15 protein-coding genes are annotated in these 19,539 nt (G+C 37.4%); 14 read left to right on the forward strand and 1 reads right to left on the reverse strand.

Going from position 1 to position 19,539, the window contains the following annotated elements; translation table 11 throughout:
- Positions 1–244: 244 nt before the first annotated feature.
- The 12 genes from ACQ4QH_RS01710 to ACQ4QH_RS01765 all read left to right on the forward strand — a co-directional run bounded on the left by ACQ4QH_RS01710 (position 245) and on the right by ACQ4QH_RS01765 (position 15,593).
- Positions 245–1,660 (forward strand): MFS transporter, encoded by a 1,416-nt coding sequence (locus tag ACQ4QH_RS01710; RefSeq protein WP_439819064.1) that lies wholly within the window; start codon positions 245–247, stop codon positions 1,658–1,660.
- Between the two features lie 20 nt (positions 1,661–1,680).
- A complete protein-coding gene (locus tag ACQ4QH_RS01715; protein WP_439819065.1) occupies positions 1,681–3,648 on the forward strand; it encodes a glycoside hydrolase family 127 protein in 1,968 nt (655 codons plus the stop codon).
- A 277-nt stretch (positions 3,649–3,925) separates the two neighbouring features.
- The gene (locus ACQ4QH_RS01720; RefSeq protein ID WP_439819492.1) at positions 3,926–4,693 is read left to right on the forward strand and encodes an ABC transporter permease subunit; all 768 of its coding nucleotides are present in this window, start codon (positions 3,926–3,928) and stop codon (positions 4,691–4,693) included.
- Between the two features lie 16 nt (positions 4,694–4,709).
- Positions 4,710–5,423 carry an ABC transporter ATP-binding protein gene (locus tag ACQ4QH_RS01725; RefSeq protein WP_439819066.1) on the forward strand — a complete coding sequence of 238 codons (714 nt, stop codon included), beginning with the start codon at positions 4,710–4,712 and terminating at the stop codon, positions 5,421–5,423.
- A 13-nt stretch (positions 5,424–5,436) separates the two neighbouring features.
- Positions 5,437–6,393 carry an aliphatic sulfonate ABC transporter substrate-binding protein gene (locus ACQ4QH_RS01730; RefSeq protein ID WP_439819067.1) on the forward strand — a complete coding sequence of 319 codons (957 nt, stop codon included), beginning with the start codon at positions 5,437–5,439 and terminating at the stop codon, positions 6,391–6,393.
- A 31-nt stretch (positions 6,394–6,424) separates the two neighbouring features.
- Positions 6,425–7,936, forward strand: a complete 1,512-nt coding sequence (locus ACQ4QH_RS01735; RefSeq protein ID WP_439819068.1) for an AMP-binding protein — start codon at positions 6,425–6,427, stop codon at positions 7,934–7,936.
- A 5-nt stretch (positions 7,937–7,941) separates the two neighbouring features.
- Complete coding sequence (locus ACQ4QH_RS01740) at positions 7,942–9,111, forward strand: acyltransferase (RefSeq protein ID WP_439819069.1); 1,170 nt, start codon at positions 7,942–7,944, stop codon at positions 9,109–9,111.
- Between the two features lie 212 nt (positions 9,112–9,323).
- Positions 9,324–10,847, forward strand: coding sequence for an AMP-binding protein (locus tag ACQ4QH_RS01745; RefSeq protein ID WP_439819070.1), 1,524 nt, complete (start codon positions 9,324–9,326; stop codon positions 10,845–10,847).
- 113 nt (positions 10,848–10,960) lie between these two features.
- Positions 10,961–12,052 (forward strand): Ldh family oxidoreductase, encoded by a 1,092-nt coding sequence (locus tag ACQ4QH_RS01750; protein ID WP_439819071.1) that lies wholly within the window; start codon positions 10,961–10,963, stop codon positions 12,050–12,052.
- A gap of 13 nt (positions 12,053–12,065) precedes the next feature.
- Positions 12,066–13,010, forward strand: a complete 945-nt coding sequence (locus ACQ4QH_RS01755) for a phosphoglycerate dehydrogenase (RefSeq protein ID WP_439819072.1) — start codon at positions 12,066–12,068, stop codon at positions 13,008–13,010.
- 105 nt (positions 13,011–13,115) lie between these two features.
- Positions 13,116–14,030 carry a magnesium transporter CorA family protein gene (locus ACQ4QH_RS01760; protein WP_439819073.1) on the forward strand — a complete coding sequence of 305 codons (915 nt, stop codon included), beginning with the start codon at positions 13,116–13,118 and terminating at the stop codon, positions 14,028–14,030.
- 429 nt (positions 14,031–14,459) lie between these two features.
- The gene (locus ACQ4QH_RS01765) at positions 14,460–15,593 is read left to right on the forward strand and encodes a 5-methyltetrahydropteroyltriglutamate--homocysteine S-methyltransferase (RefSeq protein WP_439819074.1); all 1,134 of its coding nucleotides are present in this window, start codon (positions 14,460–14,462) and stop codon (positions 15,591–15,593) included.
- 82 nt (positions 15,594–15,675) lie between these two features.
- On the opposite strand, the gene adhP is transcribed toward ACQ4QH_RS01765, so the two are convergent.
- Positions 15,676–16,692 (reverse strand): alcohol dehydrogenase AdhP, encoded by a 1,017-nt coding sequence (adhP, locus tag ACQ4QH_RS01770; RefSeq protein WP_002828647.1) that lies wholly within the window; start codon positions 16,690–16,692, stop codon positions 15,676–15,678.
- Positions 16,693–16,962: 270 nt separating this feature from the next.
- Here adhP and ACQ4QH_RS01775 point away from each other — a divergent pair, with 270 nt between their 5' ends.
- The gene (locus ACQ4QH_RS01775; RefSeq protein ID WP_439819075.1) at positions 16,963–18,741 is read left to right on the forward strand and encodes an oleate hydratase; all 1,779 of its coding nucleotides are present in this window, start codon (positions 16,963–16,965) and stop codon (positions 18,739–18,741) included.
- Positions 18,742–18,997: 256 nt separating this feature from the next.
- A complete protein-coding gene (locus ACQ4QH_RS01780) occupies positions 18,998–19,516 on the forward strand; it encodes a hypothetical protein (RefSeq protein WP_439819076.1) in 519 nt (172 codons plus the stop codon).
- The last annotated feature ends 23 nt before the right edge of the window (positions 19,517–19,539 follow it).

Consider the following 19,539-nt stretch of genomic DNA (forward strand, 5'->3'; position numbering starts at 1 on the left):
TTGCACCTCAATTTAATGGTCGGAAATAAACACCTAATATCGTATTTTCGTCTCAGCTAACTTTAACTCATAATACTATGATAATACATTATCATCCTGATGGAACGGTTATATAAAGTAGTCGGAAATGATTACCTTATGTGCAAGTATATATCTTTTTTGAATATTTGAAAACGGTTACAATGACTTTGTGAATAGGTAATCAAATGTTGGATTGCCAAAAAAATAGAGGGAGATTATTATCATGAGTTCAAATACGGATAACAACGGTCAAGTGAATCGTCATGTTGATGCTGCACAAAAATTGTTAGCAGAAGACAAACTACCTTTCCACCGTAAAATTACGTATGGTTTCACAGATATGTCTGGTAATTTACTTTACTGTATTATCAGTTCATACATGCTATATTTTTTCACGAATGTTTTCGGACTTTCTGTCGGTGTTGCAGGAGTCTTACTATTAATTGGTCGTGTTTTTGATGCAATTGGGGCACCCATTATGGGTATCTTGGTTGACCATACGCACAGTAAGTATGGAAAAAGTCGTCCATGGTTCTTATGGGGTGCGTTACCATTTGCAATCTTCGTTTGGTTACTATTTACGACACCTGATATTAGTAATACTGCAAAAATTATTTATGCTGGTGTCATGTACATTTTGGCTGACTTTTCTTATACGGCCATGTCAACACCAATTACATCTGTATTACCTAATTTAACAACGAATACAGACGATCGAATGCAAGCGAACTCTATTCGTTTGGTGCTAGGAAATGTTGGAAACTTCTTTGCCGTAACCTTCATTATTCCGTTTGCTGATTTGTTAGGTCACGGTAATGATCAACGTGGTTGGTCATTAGCCGTTGGTGTTTATGCAATTGTTGCTTTCATCTTGTTAATCATTGCATTCTTCGATATGCGTGAGAAAAACCTTGCCAAAGAAAAGGTTATTAGCATTAAAGAAAGTTTGAAGGCTACCAAGGGAAATTGGCCATGGATGTTGATTGTTTTGGCTAATTTGGCTTACTGGACAGCTTATACCGTACGAAATGCGGCATTGCCATATTATTTTCAGTACAATCTCGGTGACAAATCATTAATTTCATTCTTTAATGGTTTCTCAATTATTCAAGTTATTGGCATGGCATCCGTACCATTTGTGGTTAAGTTATTACACAAGTGGGGTTCAACCGTATTTTTCCTATCTTTGACAATTATTGGACAAATCTGGATGGGATTTGCGGGTAGTAACACGACTTCAGCATTGATTGGCTGGTGTGTTGCCTGTATTGGTGCTGGTTCAGCATGTACGATGTTCTTTGCCATGGTTGGTGATACCGTTGACTTTGGTGAATGGAAAACAGGTATTCGTGCAAATGGTTTCTTAACAGCCATTGGTGCAGCATTCTGTATTCAAATGGGGTCTGGTCTAGGCTCATTTATTGTTTCAATGTTATTAAATAATGTTGGTTTTGATGCATCACATGCAGTGCAATCAGCAAGTAGTTTAACTGGTATTCATCTATCATTTATTTGGGTACCTATCATTATTTACATTATCAGCTTGATACTAATGGTAACTTACCGTAAGTGGGAGCGTCATGAACCAGTTGTACAAAAAGAATTAGCAGAACGTGAAGTTGAAGCAGAAGAGGCATAACCGAAAGGAATTTTTATAAAATGAGTCACAATGAAACGATACAATTAAACCAAGTACAGGTAACATCTGAATTTTGGCAACGTTATCGCAATTTAGTTGTAAAGGAAGTGCTACCTTATCAATGGGAAGTTATGAACGATCAAGCCAATATCAATATTGCTGACGATCCTCAAAACAATGGCCAGGATAAGAATAGTCATGCAATTGCTAATTTAAAAATTGCGGCTGGTCTGGAATCTGGTCATCACTATGGCTTTCCTTTTCAAGATACAGATGTTTATAAATGGTTAGAAGCAGCTGCGTATTCCTTTTCATATCATCAAGATGATAATTTGAAAAAGATGACAGACGAATTGATTGATTTAATCGCTGATGCGCAAGATGACGATGGCTATTTATCAACATATTTCCAAATTGATGCACCTGAAAGAAAGTTTAAGCGTCTACAACAGTCGCATGAATTATACACGATGGGTCATTATATAGAAGCTGGTGTTGCCTATTATCAAGCAACTGGAAATCAAAAGGCATTGCAGATTGCAGAACGGATGGCCGACTGTATTGATAAAAACTTTGGTTTAAAAGATGGTCAAATTCATGGTTATGATGGACACCCAGAAATTGAACTAGCTTTGGCAAGACTATTCGAAGCGACGCAAGAGCAACGTTATCTTGATTTAGCACATTATTTTTTAAATCAACGTGGCCAAAATCCAGAATTCTTTGATGAACAAATCAAGGCAGACGGTGTCGAACGTGACTTGATTGCGGGTATGCGTGATTTTCCTCGTAGTTATTTTCAAGCAGCTGAACCAATCAAAGATCAGCAAACTGCTGATGGCCATGCAGTTCGTGTGGTCTATCTATGCACAGGCATGGCGATGGTTGCTCGTTATACTGGTGATCAAGAATTATTAGCAGCATGCAAGCGCTTTTGGCATGACATTGTTAAGCAGCGTATGTATATCACGGGAAATATTGGTTCGACAACCACTGGTGAAGCGTTCACTTACGACTATGATTTACCTAATGATACAATGTACGGTGAAACTTGTGCTTCAGTTGGGATGTCTTTCTTTGCAAAAGAAATGTTAAAGATTGAAGCAAAGGGTGAGTATGGGGACATCTTGGAGAAAGAGTTGTTCAATGGTTCTTTGAGTGGGATGTCATTGGATGGCAAGCATTTCTTCTATGTCAATCCACTAGAAGCCGATCCGACTGCATCAAAGTTAAATCCAGGGAAATCACATATTCTAACGCATCGTGCGGATTGGTTTGGGTGCGCTTGCTGTCCTGCTAATTTGGCTCGTTTAATTACTTCAGTTGATCAATATATTTATACGGTGCATGATAATACAATTTTGAGTCACCAGTTTATTGCCAATCAAGCAAGCTTTAGTAATGGCGTGACTGTCACTCAGACGAACAATTTCCCATGGCAAGGAGACATTAAGTACCATCTTGAAAATGCTAACCATAAAACATATCAGTTTGGTATTCGTGTACCACAATGGTCACAAGATGAGTTTAGTATTGCTGTAAATGGTCATAACGTTGATGCAACAATAGAAGATGGCTTTATTTATCTGACGATTGATCAAGATAATGTGGATGTTGAATTAACATTGAATATGGCCACAAAGTTAATGCGTAGTAGTAATCGGGTGAAAGTTAACTTTGGTCAGGTTGCAGTTACCCGTGGTCCATTAGTATATGCAGCTGAAGAGGCTGATAACGAGGCACCTCTTTGGGATTATCATGTTAATACGAAAGATGATACAACATATGATTATCAGGCAGAGACTCTTGACGGGGTCGGTGTGATTACAGTGCCAGCAACTCGTGAACAACTTGAATCAACTGATGATGCATTATATAAGTCAATTGATGACGTACCAAATAAAATTGATACGCAATTAACATTAGTACCATATTATAGTTGGGCTAACCGTTTAAACGGCCAAATGCGTGTTTGGTTGTATCGATAAAGACATAAAATATAATATTGAATAAGCATAGTAAAATGACGTGTGCAATGAAAGTTCAGTTAACTTTCTGGTTACACGTCATTTTTTTTAATTTTTTTAAATGTCACGCAATTGTAAATAATTCAAGAAAAAAATTACCGTAGGTTTAAGTTTAAAATTTTAAGATTGAACTTATTAAAAATAAATCCATTAAAAACTGTTGTTTTAGAAAGTTTATTAAAGTTAAATGATGAATTTTTCTAACCGTATGTAAAGGGGAGGCTATCATTTGCAAAGAATGATTACTAAAAGTAGGAAAAAACGACACATAGAGGGTACCTTACCTTGGTTAATTCCAGTTGGAATCATCATTATTTGGGAAATCATTGTGGATGCAGGGATGATTGATACAACTTATGTACCTAGCCCATCGGCAGTTGGCTCTCAGGCAATTACTTTATGGCAAGAAGGTACGCTGCAACAAAATATTGGTATTTCGTTATATCGCGCGACGATTGGGTTACTTATTGGTGGAACGATTGGATTTACACTAGGTGTGGCCAATGGATTGTCACGAATTAGCAATTTATTATTTAATTCGACCGTACAAATGGTACGTAATATTCCACATTTGGCTTTAATTCCTTTGATTATTATTTGGTTAGGGATTGGTGAACCAGCTAAAGTCACTTTGGTTGCTATTGGCGTAATGTTTCCTATTTACATTAACACCTTACATGGTATTCAATCGATTGACCCAAAATTAATTGAAATGGGACGTTCATATCAATTATCAAAGTGGCAAATGTTAACAAAAATTATTTTTCCCGGTGCAATGCCAACGATTTTAATGGGAATTCGATACGCTTTAGGGGTTATGTGGACCACTCTAATCGTGTCTGAAACAATCTCATCAAGTTCCGGTATTGGGTATATGGAAACCAATGCGCAACAATTTCTAGATATGCCAACAATTTTCTTGGCAATTATTATTTATGCAATTTTAGGTAAGGTATCTGATTGGATCGCAGCGTTATTGGAATCTATTCTGCTAGATTGGCAATAAAGAAGGAGATGATGGAATGGCAGATAATAGCATTGTACATATAAAGAATGTCACAAAAAAGTATGAGGACAAACTTGTTTTACATGATATAAATTTTGATATTGCACAAGGAGACTTCATTGCCTTTGTCGGTGAATCTGGTGGTGGTAAGTCGACCTTACTCCGATTAATTGCGGGATTAGAATTGCCAACTTCGGGGGAAATCGTTGTTAATGGTGAATTGGTTCAAGGACTAAGTCAAGTGACCCGTGTGATGTTTCAGGATGATCGTCTGTTACCATGGATGACGGTTTTAGACAATTTATCATTTCAATCACGTGATAAAAAAGCCAGGCAGCGTGCGCAAGAATTGTTGGATTTAGTACAACTACATGACTTTGCAGATCATTTTCCAAATCAGTTATCTGGTGGGCAAAAACAGCGAGTTGCTCTAGCACGTGCGTTAATGTCTTCACCACAATTATTATTACTTGATGAACCATTAGGTGCCCTGGATGCACTGACGCGTATTCGGATGCAAGAGTTGATTGCCGCAATTGTTGATAGGGAACAGTTAACGACGATTTTAATTACTCACGATGTTCGCGAAGCGGCAAAGATGGCGGATTATGTTGTTGCCATCAAACATGGAACAACTGGATTAAAGGTAGCTGGTCAACGTGGTAGTGACGATGAAGTAGCCATGATGCAAGTGGCTAATCAAGTACAAGATTTTATTTTGGCGGAGTAATAAGGGAGTTTATATGACAAAATCTTGGAAAAAAATAATATTAATTGTGCTGTTAATTTTGTGGGCCGGTGGTACTTACTATGGTTATCGGCAAGCGACAGGTGCGGGCGATAAATTGGAAAAGGTGACAATTGGCTATCAAAAGGGAGACCCTGTGGATGTTTCTAAATCTCGTGGGGTATTAGTTAAGAAAATGAAAGCACTAGGTTATCGGATTGTGTTTAAAGAATTTTCTGATGGATCATCCGAAATGCAAGCCCTTGTGTCAGGTAGTATAAATTATGCCCGTACAGGCGATACACCACCCATTACCGCAACAAGCAACATTGCCTATCTTGCTGCTGGTGCTAAGAAAGCCAATGGATCAGGAATTTTAGTGAAAGCAAATTCTGGTATAACGAAATTATCTGACTTAAAGGGAAAGAAAGTAGCCTATACACAGGGCACGTCTTCACATTATCTACTGTTGCAAGCCTTATCAAAGGCCAAATTGAGTAATTCTGATATTAAATGGGTCAATATGAAACAACCTGATGCAGCCATTGCTTTTTCAAAGGGGAAAGTCGATGCGTGGGTCACTTGGGATCCTTATACAGCCCAAGGACAGGTCCAACAAAAAGCACAACTTCTCGTTGATGGCCAGGGACTTTCAAACAATCGAGACTTTTTGATTTCAACGCAATCTTATGCAAAGAAACATCAAGAAATCAATAAATACCTGGTTAAGTACGTTGGCGAAGACATGAAATGGGCGAACAAACACCCAAATAAACTGGTTACATTGTTATCTAAGAAATTACATATGAAGCAAGCAGTGGTACAAAAAATGGTTGATCGTCGTGATTGGACGATGTCTCCTTTGAGTAAATCAGTTATTGCTGATGAACAAAAAATCGCCGATGTTTTCTATGCCAATGACCTTATTAAAAAGCAAATAAAAGTTAGCGATGATGTAATTACAATCAAATAATAATTAATAGATTAAGAAAGGAAAAATCAATATGACAGTTCTTACTGATGCCTTACAAAGACAGTTAGTAAATCATCAAGTAGATACAAAGTTGGTATCATTAGTTGACAGTCGGGCGTATACCGGCCGTCAAATAACAAAAATGGTGAATGGGTTAGCAGAAAAATTTACGCAGCATGGTATCAAAAAAGGGGATGTTGTGCTCATCGCTCTAACCAATCATTGGACTTACCCAGTGATTGAAATGGCGTTGTGGCAATTAGACGCAATTGCTCACCCGATTGCCCCATCATCGGGAATGGTGGAGATACTTGATGAATTTGAAGAGTATCAATATGCGGCAGGAATTTTTGATACGGCATATACTAACTCGTTAGAGCAGACGACAAATTTTATTGCTGACCCCTTTTTAATCGATGGTGCAAAAATCAATTTCTATCGTTATCAAGCTGTTCAAGAAACTAATACAGGAAATTTTAAAAATACAGATTTAGCGTTAATTTTAAATACGTCAGGATCAACGGGAAAGCCCAAACGTGTTGGTCTAACACATGAGGAGTTGTATCATTCTGCAAAACATATTGCCGCTTCGCAATTATTGACCGATCAAGATGCTGCTTTGGTTGTTATGCCAATGTTCCATGTCAATGCTCAGGTTATTCAAATGCTGGGTACGTTGGTTTCGGGTGGGAAATTAGTCATTGCACAAAAATTTTCGGCCTCAAGATTTTGGTCGGCAATTGCATATCATGAAATCACCTGGGTATCAATTGTACCCACAATTATACAAATTTTACAGATGAATGAAAAAGCAAAATCGGCCTTTAAACAATATCAGCATGATATAAAACTAAAGTATGTACGGTCTGCTTCATTTTCATTACTACCAGATCAGTTAACGGCTTTTGAGAAGCAATATCACTTACCAATAATCGAGGGTTATGGCATGACTGAAGCAGCATCATTGATTGCTTTGAACCCATTTGATGCACCTAAGGCAGGAACTGTTGGTTTACCAATAGCGACAGATGTTGCATTGTTGATTGATGGTAAGGTTTCTAAAAAGGCAGGTCAATCAGGTGAAATTTTATTGCGTGGTGATCATGTGATTACGGACTATCTTGATAGTCGACCTGATTCATTTCACAATGGGTGGTTACGTACGGGTGACCTTGGTCGATTTGATGCTGATGGTTATTTGAAAATCGTGGGTCGAATTAAAGAAATTATTAGTCATGGTGGGGAAAAAGTTGCACCAATTGCCATTGAAGCCGTGTTACGACAGCTTGATTTTATTGATGAGGTGGTTGTGATTGGTGTGCCGAATATATTGTATGGTGAAGAAGTTGTCGCTGCGGTGATTGCTAACCACAGTAATAATGAGTTGACGGATGCACAAATGCAGGAGAAAATATTGCATTATGCAGCAGATAATCTTTCGTTACCTGCACGACCTACTCGAATTGTCTTTGTGACAGACTATCCACATAATCCAACGGGAAAGGTGATGCGACATAAGTTGATAGCGCAATTGAGTCAATAAAAATTATGGTAGAAGGCAAACAGAAAAGAAAATATTTATATGAGGTCGATGTTTTACGACTAATCTTTATTACAGGTGTTTTATTAAATCACACAACAACCATGATTGGCCAAGAATTAGCAACAACATCTTGGGAAAGTGGTTTTCTAAATATGACACATTTATCATTACACTTCACCCGTATGGGATTTATGTTTATTACGGGCTTGGTATTGTTTTTACAGCATTATCATAAAGAACTGCATGTTTGGTCATTTTGGAAAAAGCGGTTTCTGGGTGTGGGAATTCCATACGTGAGCTGGTGTTTCCTGTTGCTAATGGGTGAAACTTTACAACAAAATGCATGGTCTGGTGCGGGAGACTTTTTTGCAGATCTTGTTCATTTAATAACTCATGGTGATGACTATTACATGTATTATATTATTGTGACCATGCAACTGTATGTGGTCTTCCCAGCACTAGTTTGGCTATTCAAAAAATTTAGCAATAAGCATAATTTAATTTTAGGAATTTCTTTTGTATTTCAGATTGTGTTACTGTTTTTTATTAAATATGGACTACCACACATTGATACAAGCAATTGGCCATATCTAATGAAAAACTATGGCTTTAGCCTACTGGTTTATCAATTTTACTTTGTGCTGGGAGCATATGCTTCCATCCATTATGAAACATTTAAGAGCTTTATTGAAAGAAAGCATCGGCTGATTGGTTGGGGAACGCTTATCTTAGCGCTTGGAACGCTTATAGAGTTCTACTATAATCAACATGTTTTGCATCTGTCGTTAACGAAAACCCTGGAAATTCATCAACCTTATATATTCATCTATGATTTATTTATTATTGGATTCGTTATTTGGATTGGGTTGCAATATGCAAAATATAGAGAAAATGGGTTACCACAGTGGTTAGTCAAATTTGTTTCAATTGGCGCAAAAGTTGGCTTTGGGATGTACCTTGGTCAAACCGTTGCCCTAACAATTATGGCAGGTATTTTAAGTGCCATTGGTCTATCAGATATTGGTAATTTCTTGTTAATACCAGTTATTTTCATCATTATTGTGTTGATGGATTATTACATGTCGTATTTCTTCTACAAGATACCGCCATTTGGTTTCTTGATTGGGCGTCCACAATGGCATGTAACCAATCTTTGGAAAAAAGAAAAAAATTAGCCATCTAAATGAATATGAATTGACCAAGACCTGTTTCCGATATGTAATTGGAGGCAGGCTTTTTTATTTGCTAATGAAAGATGAGAGTTTTTTCATAATGTTCAATTTAACCTTGCGAGTAAAGCTTTCTTTGGGGTTGGTTTGCTACACTTTTTGATAATGTTAGTTTTTAATTGGTTATTTACACCAAATTACGGAGGAAACGATTGAAGATGACAACACTTACAAAACAATTAACTGAGCAATTACAGATACATAAAGATGATGAGCTGATTAAAGACTTAAAACTTGATCAGTGGTTTACTGGTCAACAATTAGCGGATGATGTGACGACGTTATACAATTTTTTTCGAGAAATTGGTCTGATGAATCAGGATCTGTCACTTGTCTGTTTAGATAATTCAGCAGTATATCCAGTATTAACCCAAGCATTTTGGCAACTTGGCGTTGTTGAACACCCAGTAGCAGCGACGACACCAATTGCCCAACTTTTGGCAGAATTTAATGAACATACCTATGCTGTGATCGTTGTTAAAAAGGAATTAGCAGATCAGTTGACTGATCAAGTGCCTTTACAAAAACAGATCGTTAAGTTGAACACAAACCAACAATTAACCATATTTATTAATACTGAATTCTTAGCAAATCGACCAAATGATACAGAAACTTTACCTAGAGAAGAAGATCTTGGGCTAATTTTAAACACATCAGGTACGACTGGAAAGCCCAAGCGAGTTGGGTTAACACATCGTATTTTAAATAATGCAGCTCATCATAATATTGATTCTCACAAAATGACACCTGCCGATACCACTTTGATTACGATGCCAATGTTTCATATTAATGCGCAAGTTATTTCAACATTGTCAACAAGACTTTCGGGTGGAAAGATTGTGATTGCAAATAAATTTAGTGCCAGCCATTTCTGGCAACAAATTAGTGAAAATCATGTGACCTGGACATCAGTTGTACCAACAATAATTTCAATTTTGCTAATCAATGAGCAAGCAAATATGATCTATACAAAATTAAAAGATCATATTGATTTACGTTTTGTTAGAAGTTCATCATTTGCTTTACCAGAAAACAAATTCATTGCTTTTCAGGATCGCTTTCATACAAAAATTTTAGAAGGCTATGGCATGACTGAGACATCAAGTCAAAGTACACTGAACCCAATTAACGCTCAGAAAATTGGCTCAGCAGGTAAACCAGTTGGTACCGATGTTGCGATTTTGATTGATGGAAAATATGAAACAAAAAAGACAGCAATTGGGGAAATTGTTGTGCGTGGTGACCATGTTATTTCAGATTATATGGATCCACAACCAGATGCATTTCATGATGGTTGGTTTTTAACGGGAGACTTAGGATATTTTGATGAAGATGGCTACCTTTTTGTTAAAGGACGTAGTAAAGATATGATTAACCGCGGTGGTGAAAAAGTTGCGCCAGCTGGCGTACAAAGTGTGCTTTCTCAATTGGATTTTATTGCGGAAATTGTTATTTTAGGGATGCCAGATGACCTATATGGTGAAGCAGTAACTGCTGTGGTGAAACCTAAAAATTCATTGCTTGATGAGGCAACGATGATATCGCAATTACAGGATTATGCCAACGAAAATCTCGCAAAATTTGAGCGTCCGACACAAATTTATTTTGTGCAAGATTTTCCACGTAACCCGACTGGTAAAATTCTGCGTCCACAACTGAAAAAACAACTTATCAACATTTAGAAAAGTTAAAAATGGGGGACAGAAAAAATTCGATATCCTAAAATATTTAGCTAATGTTGATGTGAAAGAAAGATATATCTTAATTTAACATCATTGAAAGACAGGTAGTTAAGATGACAAATAGGTATGACAGTAAAAAAATAAATGTTCTAGTAAATAAAATTTATCAGGCATATGGGTTTTCAGAAGAAAACAGTCAAAAAATAGCAGATATCTTAATTTACACGGATTTACATGGCATTACCTCACATGGTGTGCAACGCCTTTCTTTGTATGATCGTTTTATACAAAACGGCAAAATAAGAATTGACAGTCATCCTGAAATTGAAAAAGAAACTAATGTTAGTGCGGTTATCAATGCCAATTTTGGGTCGGGACAATTGAATGGCATGTATAGTATGGAAGTGGCAATAGAAAAGTCCAAAGCACATGGTGTTGGTATTGTGACAACCAAACGTTCCGGTCATTATGGCATTGCAGGTTACTATGCTAATTTGGCTGCTGAACAAGGCTTGATTGGGATGTCATCATGTAATTCAAGACCAGGTATGATACCAACAAATGCTAAAAAAGCTTTTATTGGTACAAATCCCATTGCATTTGCAATGCCAGCAAAACCCCATAATTTTATTTTTGATGCTGCAACGACTGTTGTACCACAAGGCAAAATTGAAGTTTACCGTAAGCAAGAAAAAGACTTACCTGCGTTATGGGTTGCTAAGGATGGCAATCAACCTATTTATGATCATACCGATACAACAACCCTAGATTTATTACGCGATCCAGAGGCAAACGTTGGTATTGCACCACTTGGTGGTATAACTGAAGAGACAGGTGGTCACAAAGGTTATGGCTTAGGCATTATGGTTGAGGTTTTCACGTCTATTTTATCTTTGGGAAACACTTCTGCTGAAATTTCAGCATCGGATGTAGAAACTGGTCCATGTCAAAGTTTTATTGCCATTGATCCGGCCATCTTTGGTGATTCAGGAAAAATCATTGATAAGTTTTCGCGGTATCTAGAGGATATACGTCAATTACCTGCTGTTTCTGGGAAAGAAGTCTATGTTCATGGGGATAAAGAACAATTAGCTTATCAAGACCGTAAGAGAAATGGAATTGAAATTGATGATAAAACAATCAAGGAAATAAAGGCAATTGCTGATCGTCTGCATGTTGACACACAGTCATATTTTGTATCATAAGGAGATGGTAACAATGGCAGATAAGATAATCATTCCTAAAATTTCAGATGAATTAACCGATCACTATCTATCTAAAAAAAGATATGAAGTGATAACCGTTGATAATCCTGAACAAAGGGAAATTCTAAATTTAGCCCCTGATGCTGCTGCAGTAATGCTGATCAGTAAAAAAATTTCCAATGACTTCTATCGTCAAATGCCCAATCTAAAAATTATTGCACGACGCGGTGTTGGTTACGATAATATTGATGTTGATTTTGCAGCCAAGCAGGGTGTTTGGGTTACTAACACACCAGGTGCTAATGCACATAGTGTTGCTGAAATGGCGCTTATGAATATGTTGCAATTACGACGGCAATTTTGGTTAGTTGATAAACTTACCCGCGATGATCAATGGGTAGGTGCGTACCAATTACTGGGTCAAGATTTAACAGCAGCAACTATTGGCATTGTGGGTTATGGACATGTTGGACAGGAGTTAGCGCGTTTATTAACTGCATTAGGAGTGAAGGTAATCATTTATGATCGCAAACAAAAATCGTCACCATATGGCAAGTTTGTTAGTTGGCAAAAAATGTTTGAAACGGCTGATATTATTAGCTTACACTTAGCAGCTGTGCCAGAAACGCGGCACATTGTTGGTGATAGAGAATTTCAGTGGATGAAACCTGAATCTGCAATGATCAATTTAGCACGTGGACAAATTATTGATGAACAGTCATTAATTTTGGCCCTGCAAAATAAACAAATTGCTGGTGCTGCGTTGGATGTTTTTCAACAAGAACCAATTGACAAAACCAACCCACTTTTGAAGATGGATAATGTGATAGTGACACCGCATATTGGTGCGAACACCCAACAAGCAAATCAAAAAATGGCAATGATTGCTGCTAAAATGATTGATACCGTATTGCGTGGGGCAGCACCTAAATATGCTGTAAACAACCCAATTCTATAAGACTGCGAATTACTCCCTGGAAGACTAGTACATCCTTTATTGCACGCTATTTTTATTATTATTGATATAATAAGAATATGAAATAATCAGAAGGGACCAATGTTTATGTACCAAGAACGTACTGTTTTAAATGGGTTACATTGGGTTAGTGTCATTGATCCAACACATGAGGATGTGCAAAAATTACGAAACAAGTTTGACCTAACATATAGATTTCAATCATACGTGCAGGATCCTAGAGAACGATCACGCTTTGATTATAACGAACAGACAGAAGTTGGTATGCTGATTTGGCAAGTCATCATTAAAGATGAATCGGCAAGAATTTATCATGTTGTGCCAGTGAGTTTTATTGTGACAGCAGATACTTTAATTTCGGCTGTTCCAAAACGTGCCCAGCATGTTAATGAGGAACTGCAAGATCTATTCACGAAAAAAAGTAAACAGCAGCAAAGTATCATCACTATTTTGCTACGATTATTGTGGCGTTTAAATGATCAATACATGGATCAGGTTGATGATATTAATGCTATTCGTGGAAAATTGGCAAATTACCGTAAAAATCCAACAAATAAACAAATCGAAGCACTAGCATCGCTTAGCAATCAACTCGTGCACTTAACAACAGCGACAGACAATAATGTGATGGCGATTAAACAGCTGAAGTTAAGTGGTGACGCTGATTCAGATGAACTTTCCTTAGACAAACGTGAACGTGATTTGGTTGCGGATGTTGAAATTGAGACAAACCAAAGCCAACAGATTACACAAGACACAGCAGATTTAGTTGAACGATTGTCTAATACTTATAATAATATTTTGAATAACTCATTAAATGATACAATGCGGTTCTTAACCGTTTGGTCACTTATTTTGGCTGTGCCACCAATTATTTCAGGATTTTATGGTATGAATATGCATTTACCATTAGCCGTAGGAACTTGGGCTTGGGTGGGAACTTTGGTGATGACGGCAGTATTGATTTTTGCGGTGGTTTGGTTAGTGTACAAAAGAAAATAAAATTTTAATTTTACTGTTGACAGCATAAGGCATTTATCCTATCATTTAGATAAATTAATTAGTTTTTGCTGAGAAAAGATGAGTAATTGATTAGCGACTTTTGACAGAGAACCACATGAGCTGAAACGTGGTAAGGAAGCGTCGATGAAGATGGTCTTGGAGTGCAAACAAACAGTGAGTTTATGAAACGTATATTAGCTGTTTGCGGGTCCGCCCGTTATTGCGGGAGGATATAGCTAGTAGCAGTGTATCTGGACGAGGATATTATGTTAATCGCATAATATTGAATATGGGTGGTACCACGTGAACAATTAACATCACGTCCCTAGAAAACAAGATAATTCTTGTTTTCTAGGGACTTTTTTAATGCATTAACAAATTAATCAAAACTCAGTTTATTTGTATTTAGCAGAAAGAGGGATTTTAATTATGGCTACATTAACAGCAACGAAATTACATTATGATATTGTCGGCAGTTTTTTACGTCCTAACGCAATCAAGCAAGCACGTGCTGACTTTGCGGCAAAAAAGATTGATCAAGAACAGTTAACAGCAGTCGAAGATGAAGCCATCCGTGACTTAGTAGCCAAGGAAATTGATGCTGGCCTGAAGATTGTGACTGATGGTGAATTTAGACGTAGTTATTGGCATTTAGACACTTTTTGGGGCTTTTCTGGTATCGCTCACACGTATGCTGATCATGGCTACTTGTTCCATGATGAGGAAACCAGGAATGATTCCGCTCAGGTTGTTGGTAAAATTGCCTTTGATCCAGAGCACAATGATTTAAAAGCCTTTAAGTTCTTGAATGAGTTAGTTCAGGACCAACCAGGTATTATTGCTCGTCAGAGTATTCCATCACCAGCACAATTTTATGCTGAGTTAGTACGCGGGGTTGAGAACGAAGAGGCATTACATAAGTACTATCCTGATCATGCTGAGTTAGTTCATGATATTGGTCAAGCTTATCACGATTTGATTTTGGCATTATATGATGCCGGATGTCGAGATGTGAAGCTCGATGATTGTACTTGGGGAATGGTTGTTGATAGTGATTTTTGGCAAGAAATGACTAATGGGGAATTTAATCGTGATGCATTACAAGATATTTACTTAGAGTTGAATAATGCAGCAATTGATGATTTGCCAGATGATTTACGTATTAGTACACATATTTGTCGTGGTAATTATCATTCAACGTGGGCAGCTAAAGGTGGCTATGCACCAGTTGCCAGTCATTTATTTGCCCAAGAAAAAGTTGATGCGTTCTACCTAGAGTTTGATGATGAGCGTTCAGGTGATTTTGCACCATTGGCAGAAGTACCAGAGAGTACACAAGTAGTCTTGGGACTTGTTACAAGTAAACGACCAGAACTTGAGCAAAAGGAAACACTGATTAAGCGGATTAATGAAGCAACGCAGTATGTACCACTAGAAAGTTTGTCATTAAGTACGCAGTGTGGCTTTGCTTCAACAGAAGAAGGTAATCAGTTGACAGAACAACAACAATGGGACAAAATCCGTTTGGTTGTTGATACAGCACAAGAAGTCTGGGGTGATTAATGCATTGGACATTTTAAATAGATAGCAGAAGGCCGGGACATTTTCGTCTCGGCCTTCTTATAGATAGAAATAAATTAGTTAATTAGTGTGTGAAATCAATGACCATACGACCAACAATTTGATTGTTCTTCATTTCATCAATGATATCATTAATCTCAGATAGCTTACGGGTGTGGACGATTGGCTTCACACGATGTTCAGCACCAAATTGGAATGTTTCTGCTAAATCTTGACGAGTACCAACTAGTGATCCAGCAACTTTAATACCATCTAGCACTGTTTTTGAAATGTTCAATCCCATATCTCCCTTAGGTAAGGCGATAGCGACTAACGTACCATCAGGGCGTAATGCGTTAACGGCTGTTGTAAATGAATCTGGACTAACTGCTGTGATGATGGCACTGTGAACACCACCAACTTTATCTTGCAACAGTTGTGAGGCATCTTCGTTGCGAGAATTGATCGTTAAATCAGCACCTAATTCCTTAGTAGCGGCTAATTTTGCATCATCAATATCTACTGCAGCAACGTGAGCACCAAAAACATTATGAGCATACTGTACCGCTAAATTACCTAAACCGCCAGTACCGACAACTTCAACCCATTGGCCAGGCTTTAGATCACCAGTCTTCAGACCTTTATAAACGGTCACACCAGCACAGGTCAATGACGTTGCCTCGATTGGATCAAGACCCTCAGGAACCTTAACTGCATAGTCCGCTGGGACGATGCATTCTTCAGCCATGGCACCATCAACATTAAATCCTGAATTTTCTACATTTCGACAAAGGGTTTCACGGCCAGTTGTACAATACTCACAATGACCACATCCTTTGTAGAACCAGGCAATTGATACCCGATCACCAATTTTTAAGCTGGTTACACCGTCAGCAATCTTAGTTACTTTACCAACGCCTTCGTGACCAATAATGCGACCTGGTACTTTACCAAAATCACCAGCAGCGACATGTAAATCTGTGTGACATAGACCACAATATTCCATTTTTACAAGTGCTTCACCATATTTCAAATCCCGTAGTTGAACATCTTTAATATCAACATATCCATCACAATTATCTCTGACAACGGCTGCTTTCATAGTAATTTCCCCCAAATTATTTATTGATATTTAAACACTTAAAGCATATCAAAAAAGACAAAAAAGGTAAAGTGAAAATAATCACAAATAAACACAAAAATACTACTTATTTTATTTAACAATGTGTTAAACAAAATCATCATTTCTGTATAGTGTAATTTTAATTAAATATGTGTATTCTAGGGGTAAGGAGTACGGATTAAGCAGTATTTCTTAAAGATTTTGATTTGAAAGACCATGGTTTATTGCATTGAAGAGGGGGAATAATTTATGAATTACAGTAGTGGTAATTTTGAAGCATTTGCACACCCACGAAAGCCAGTCGGTGTTGATCAAAAGTCGGCTTATATTGTCGGTGGTGGTCTAGCAGGCTTGGCCGCAGCAGTATTCTTGGTTCGTGATGGCCAAATGCCAGGTAAGCAAGTTCATATTTTAGAAGAATTGTCTGTACCTGGTGGTTCGTTAGATGGTACTGAACGACCAAATATTGGGTTGGTCACTCGGGGTGGCCGTGAAATGGAGAATCATTTTGAAACGATGTGGGACATGTATCGTTCAATCCCATCTTTAGAGATTCCAGGGGCATCATATTTAGATGAATTTTATTGGTTAGATAAAGATGATCCAAATTCTTCAAATACGCGTTTAATTTATAAACGAGGACAACGCGTGCCAACTGATGGTCAGTACACCTTAGATGAGAAGTCAGTTGAGCTCATCAAGTTAATCATGACACCGGAATCAAAACTTGGGCGCACAACAATTGAAGAATTTTTCTCACCTGAATTTTTTGAGAGTAATTTCTGGATGTATTGGGCAACGATGTTTGCTTTCGAAAAATGGCATTCAGCCATTGAAATGCGCCGTTATACAATGCGTTTTATTCATCATATCGATGGGTTACCTGATTTTAAAGCATTGAAATTCAATCGATACAATCAATATGATTCAATGGTTTTACCAATCATAAAGTATCTTGAGGGATTTGGAGTCGACTTCCAATATAATACGACAGTAGACAATATTGATGTTGATATTAATGATGATGATCGCACGAAAACGGCACGTAAGTTATTCATGCATGTAGATGGTGCACAAAAGGAGCAGCAATTAACACCGAATGATTTAATATTTGTGACAAATGGCTCGATTACTGAGAGCACCACATATGGTTCTCATTATGAAGCAGCACCAGTTACCAATGAATTAGGTGGCAGTTGGACACTTTGGAATAATCTTGCCGAACAATCAAATGAATTTGGTCATCCAGCAGTATTTTATGACAACTTACCGGAAAAAAGCTGGCATGTGGCAGCAACGCTAACGATAAAGAATAGCGAGATAGAACCTTACATTGAGCGTTTAACGAATCGTGATTTACATGATCATAAGGTCAATACGGGTGGCATTGTAACGATTACAGATTCTAATTGGCTGATGAGTTTTGCAGTCCACCGTCAACCACATTTTAAACAACAGACTGAAAATGAAATTGTGGTTTGGCTATATGCTTTGTATTCCGACACACAGGGAAACTTTGTTGATAAGACAGTTGTTGAAAGTACAGGTGAAGAAATTACACAGGAGTGGTTATATCATTTGGGTGTACCGGAAACAAAAATTAAAGCACTGGCAAAACAGGATAATATTAATACAGTTCCTGTTTATATGCCATTTATTACGTCATACTTTATGCCAAGAGTTGCCGGTGATCGACCAGCAGTTGTACCAGATGGATCAGTGAACTTGGCATTTATTGGTAATTTTGCCGAATCACCAACACGTGACACGGTCTTTACAACAGAGTACTCAATTCGAACAGCAATGGAGTCTGTATATACGTTACTAAATGTTGAACGGGCAGTGCCGGAGGTGTTTAATTCAGTATATGATATTCGAACATTACTGCGTGCAATTTACTATATGAATGATAAAAAGAAGCTAGCTGATATTGACTTGCATATACCAAAGTTAGTTCAAAAAACAGCATTGCATAAAATTGATGATACTTGGGTAGCGGAGTTGTTGAAAGAAGCTGGGTTGCTTTAATCGAATATTGAAAGAACGTTAGAAAATGAAGTTGGGACCAACGAATAGGTGCCAACTTTTTATTTTAAGCTTGGTTTATAGAATAATGTGAAAGCGCTATAATAAGCAACAAGAAGATAAGGAGGAGATTATGGGTCAAAAAAATCATCAGGGACATGATTTTAAATACTTGTTTAATTTGCTCTTTGCTTTGTCCCAATTGATAAATGTATTTTTTAGTTTAGCGTTTGCGGAAGGATTTTCATAAGGTCTTGGGATGACCTCTGAAACAGACTATGGCAATCCAACTGCTGGTCCAGTGGCATTATTTTTCCCTGTTTATTTATTATGGCGTGGATTTAACTATAAAATCATTCACTGGTTTGGTTATCATGCCAAGGCAGATCTAAATTATCAATATGTGCCACCTACTTTGTTAGGTGGTGGATTAGCGATTGTTCTGTCAGATTTTAGGAAAATGTCACCGAAGTATAAGGTGAGATATCAACAACGCAGTAAATTTTTTCAAACAATCTTTTATTTAGGCTTTGTTGCTTGGACATGGGCGGTCTGTTATTATGGTGTGAAAATTTGTTATGCCATTACCGAATTTATTGGAATAACCAGTTTTTCAAGTGCAGCAAGTATGAATATTACGATTGTGGTAATGATGTTTACCGAATGGAAATTAACGCAATTGTATTATAATGTCTTTCCCAAAAGTTTTAAGCTTGATGTGATTATGACTGAACATAGTCAGCCAGTCGTGGGACACAGGAAAAAAGAATCCGAGTAGTTGTGGGGATTGTGTGAGGAGTG

The organism is Weissella paramesenteroides (assembly GCF_051903945.1).
GTDB lineage: Bacteria > Bacillota > Bacilli > Lactobacillales > Lactobacillaceae > Weissella > Weissella paramesenteroides_A.

Bases quoted from the DNA above. Each gene is read 5' to 3' on its own strand.
- ACQ4QH_RS01710 (WP_439819064.1), top strand. From the start codon at position 245: ATGAGTTCAAATACGGATAACAACGGTCAAGTGAATCGTCATGTTGAT.
- ACQ4QH_RS01715 (WP_439819065.1), top strand. From the start codon at position 1,681: ATGAGTCACAATGAAACGATACAATTAAACCAAGTACAGGTAACATCT.
- ACQ4QH_RS01720 (WP_439819492.1), top strand. From the start codon at position 3,926: ATGATTACTAAAAGTAGGAAAAAACGACACATAGAGGGTACCTTACCT.
- ACQ4QH_RS01725 (WP_439819066.1), top strand. From the start codon at position 4,710: ATGGCAGATAATAGCATTGTACATATAAAGAATGTCACAAAAAAGTAT.
- ACQ4QH_RS01730 (WP_439819067.1), top strand. From the start codon at position 5,437: ATGACAAAATCTTGGAAAAAAATAATATTAATTGTGCTGTTAATTTTG.
- ACQ4QH_RS01735 (WP_439819068.1), top strand. From the start codon at position 6,425: ATGACAGTTCTTACTGATGCCTTACAAAGACAGTTAGTAAATCATCAA.
- ACQ4QH_RS01740 (WP_439819069.1), top strand. From the start codon at position 7,942: ATGGTAGAAGGCAAACAGAAAAGAAAATATTTATATGAGGTCGATGTT.
- ACQ4QH_RS01745 (WP_439819070.1), top strand. From the start codon at position 9,324: ATGACAACACTTACAAAACAATTAACTGAGCAATTACAGATACATAAA.
- ACQ4QH_RS01750 (WP_439819071.1), top strand. From the start codon at position 10,961: ATGACAAATAGGTATGACAGTAAAAAAATAAATGTTCTAGTAAATAAA.
- ACQ4QH_RS01755 (WP_439819072.1), top strand. From the start codon at position 12,066: ATGGCAGATAAGATAATCATTCCTAAAATTTCAGATGAATTAACCGAT.
- ACQ4QH_RS01760 (WP_439819073.1), top strand. From the start codon at position 13,116: ATGTACCAAGAACGTACTGTTTTAAATGGGTTACATTGGGTTAGTGTC.
- ACQ4QH_RS01765 (WP_439819074.1), top strand. From the start codon at position 14,460: ATGGCTACATTAACAGCAACGAAATTACATTATGATATTGTCGGCAGT.
- adhP (WP_002828647.1), bottom strand. From the start codon at position 16,692: ATGAAAGCAGCCGTTGTCAGAGATAATTGTGATGGATATGTTGATATT.
- ACQ4QH_RS01775 (WP_439819075.1), top strand. From the start codon at position 16,963: ATGAATTACAGTAGTGGTAATTTTGAAGCATTTGCACACCCACGAAAG.
- ACQ4QH_RS01780 (WP_439819076.1), top strand. From the start codon at position 18,998: ATGACCTCTGAAACAGACTATGGCAATCCAACTGCTGGTCCAGTGGCA.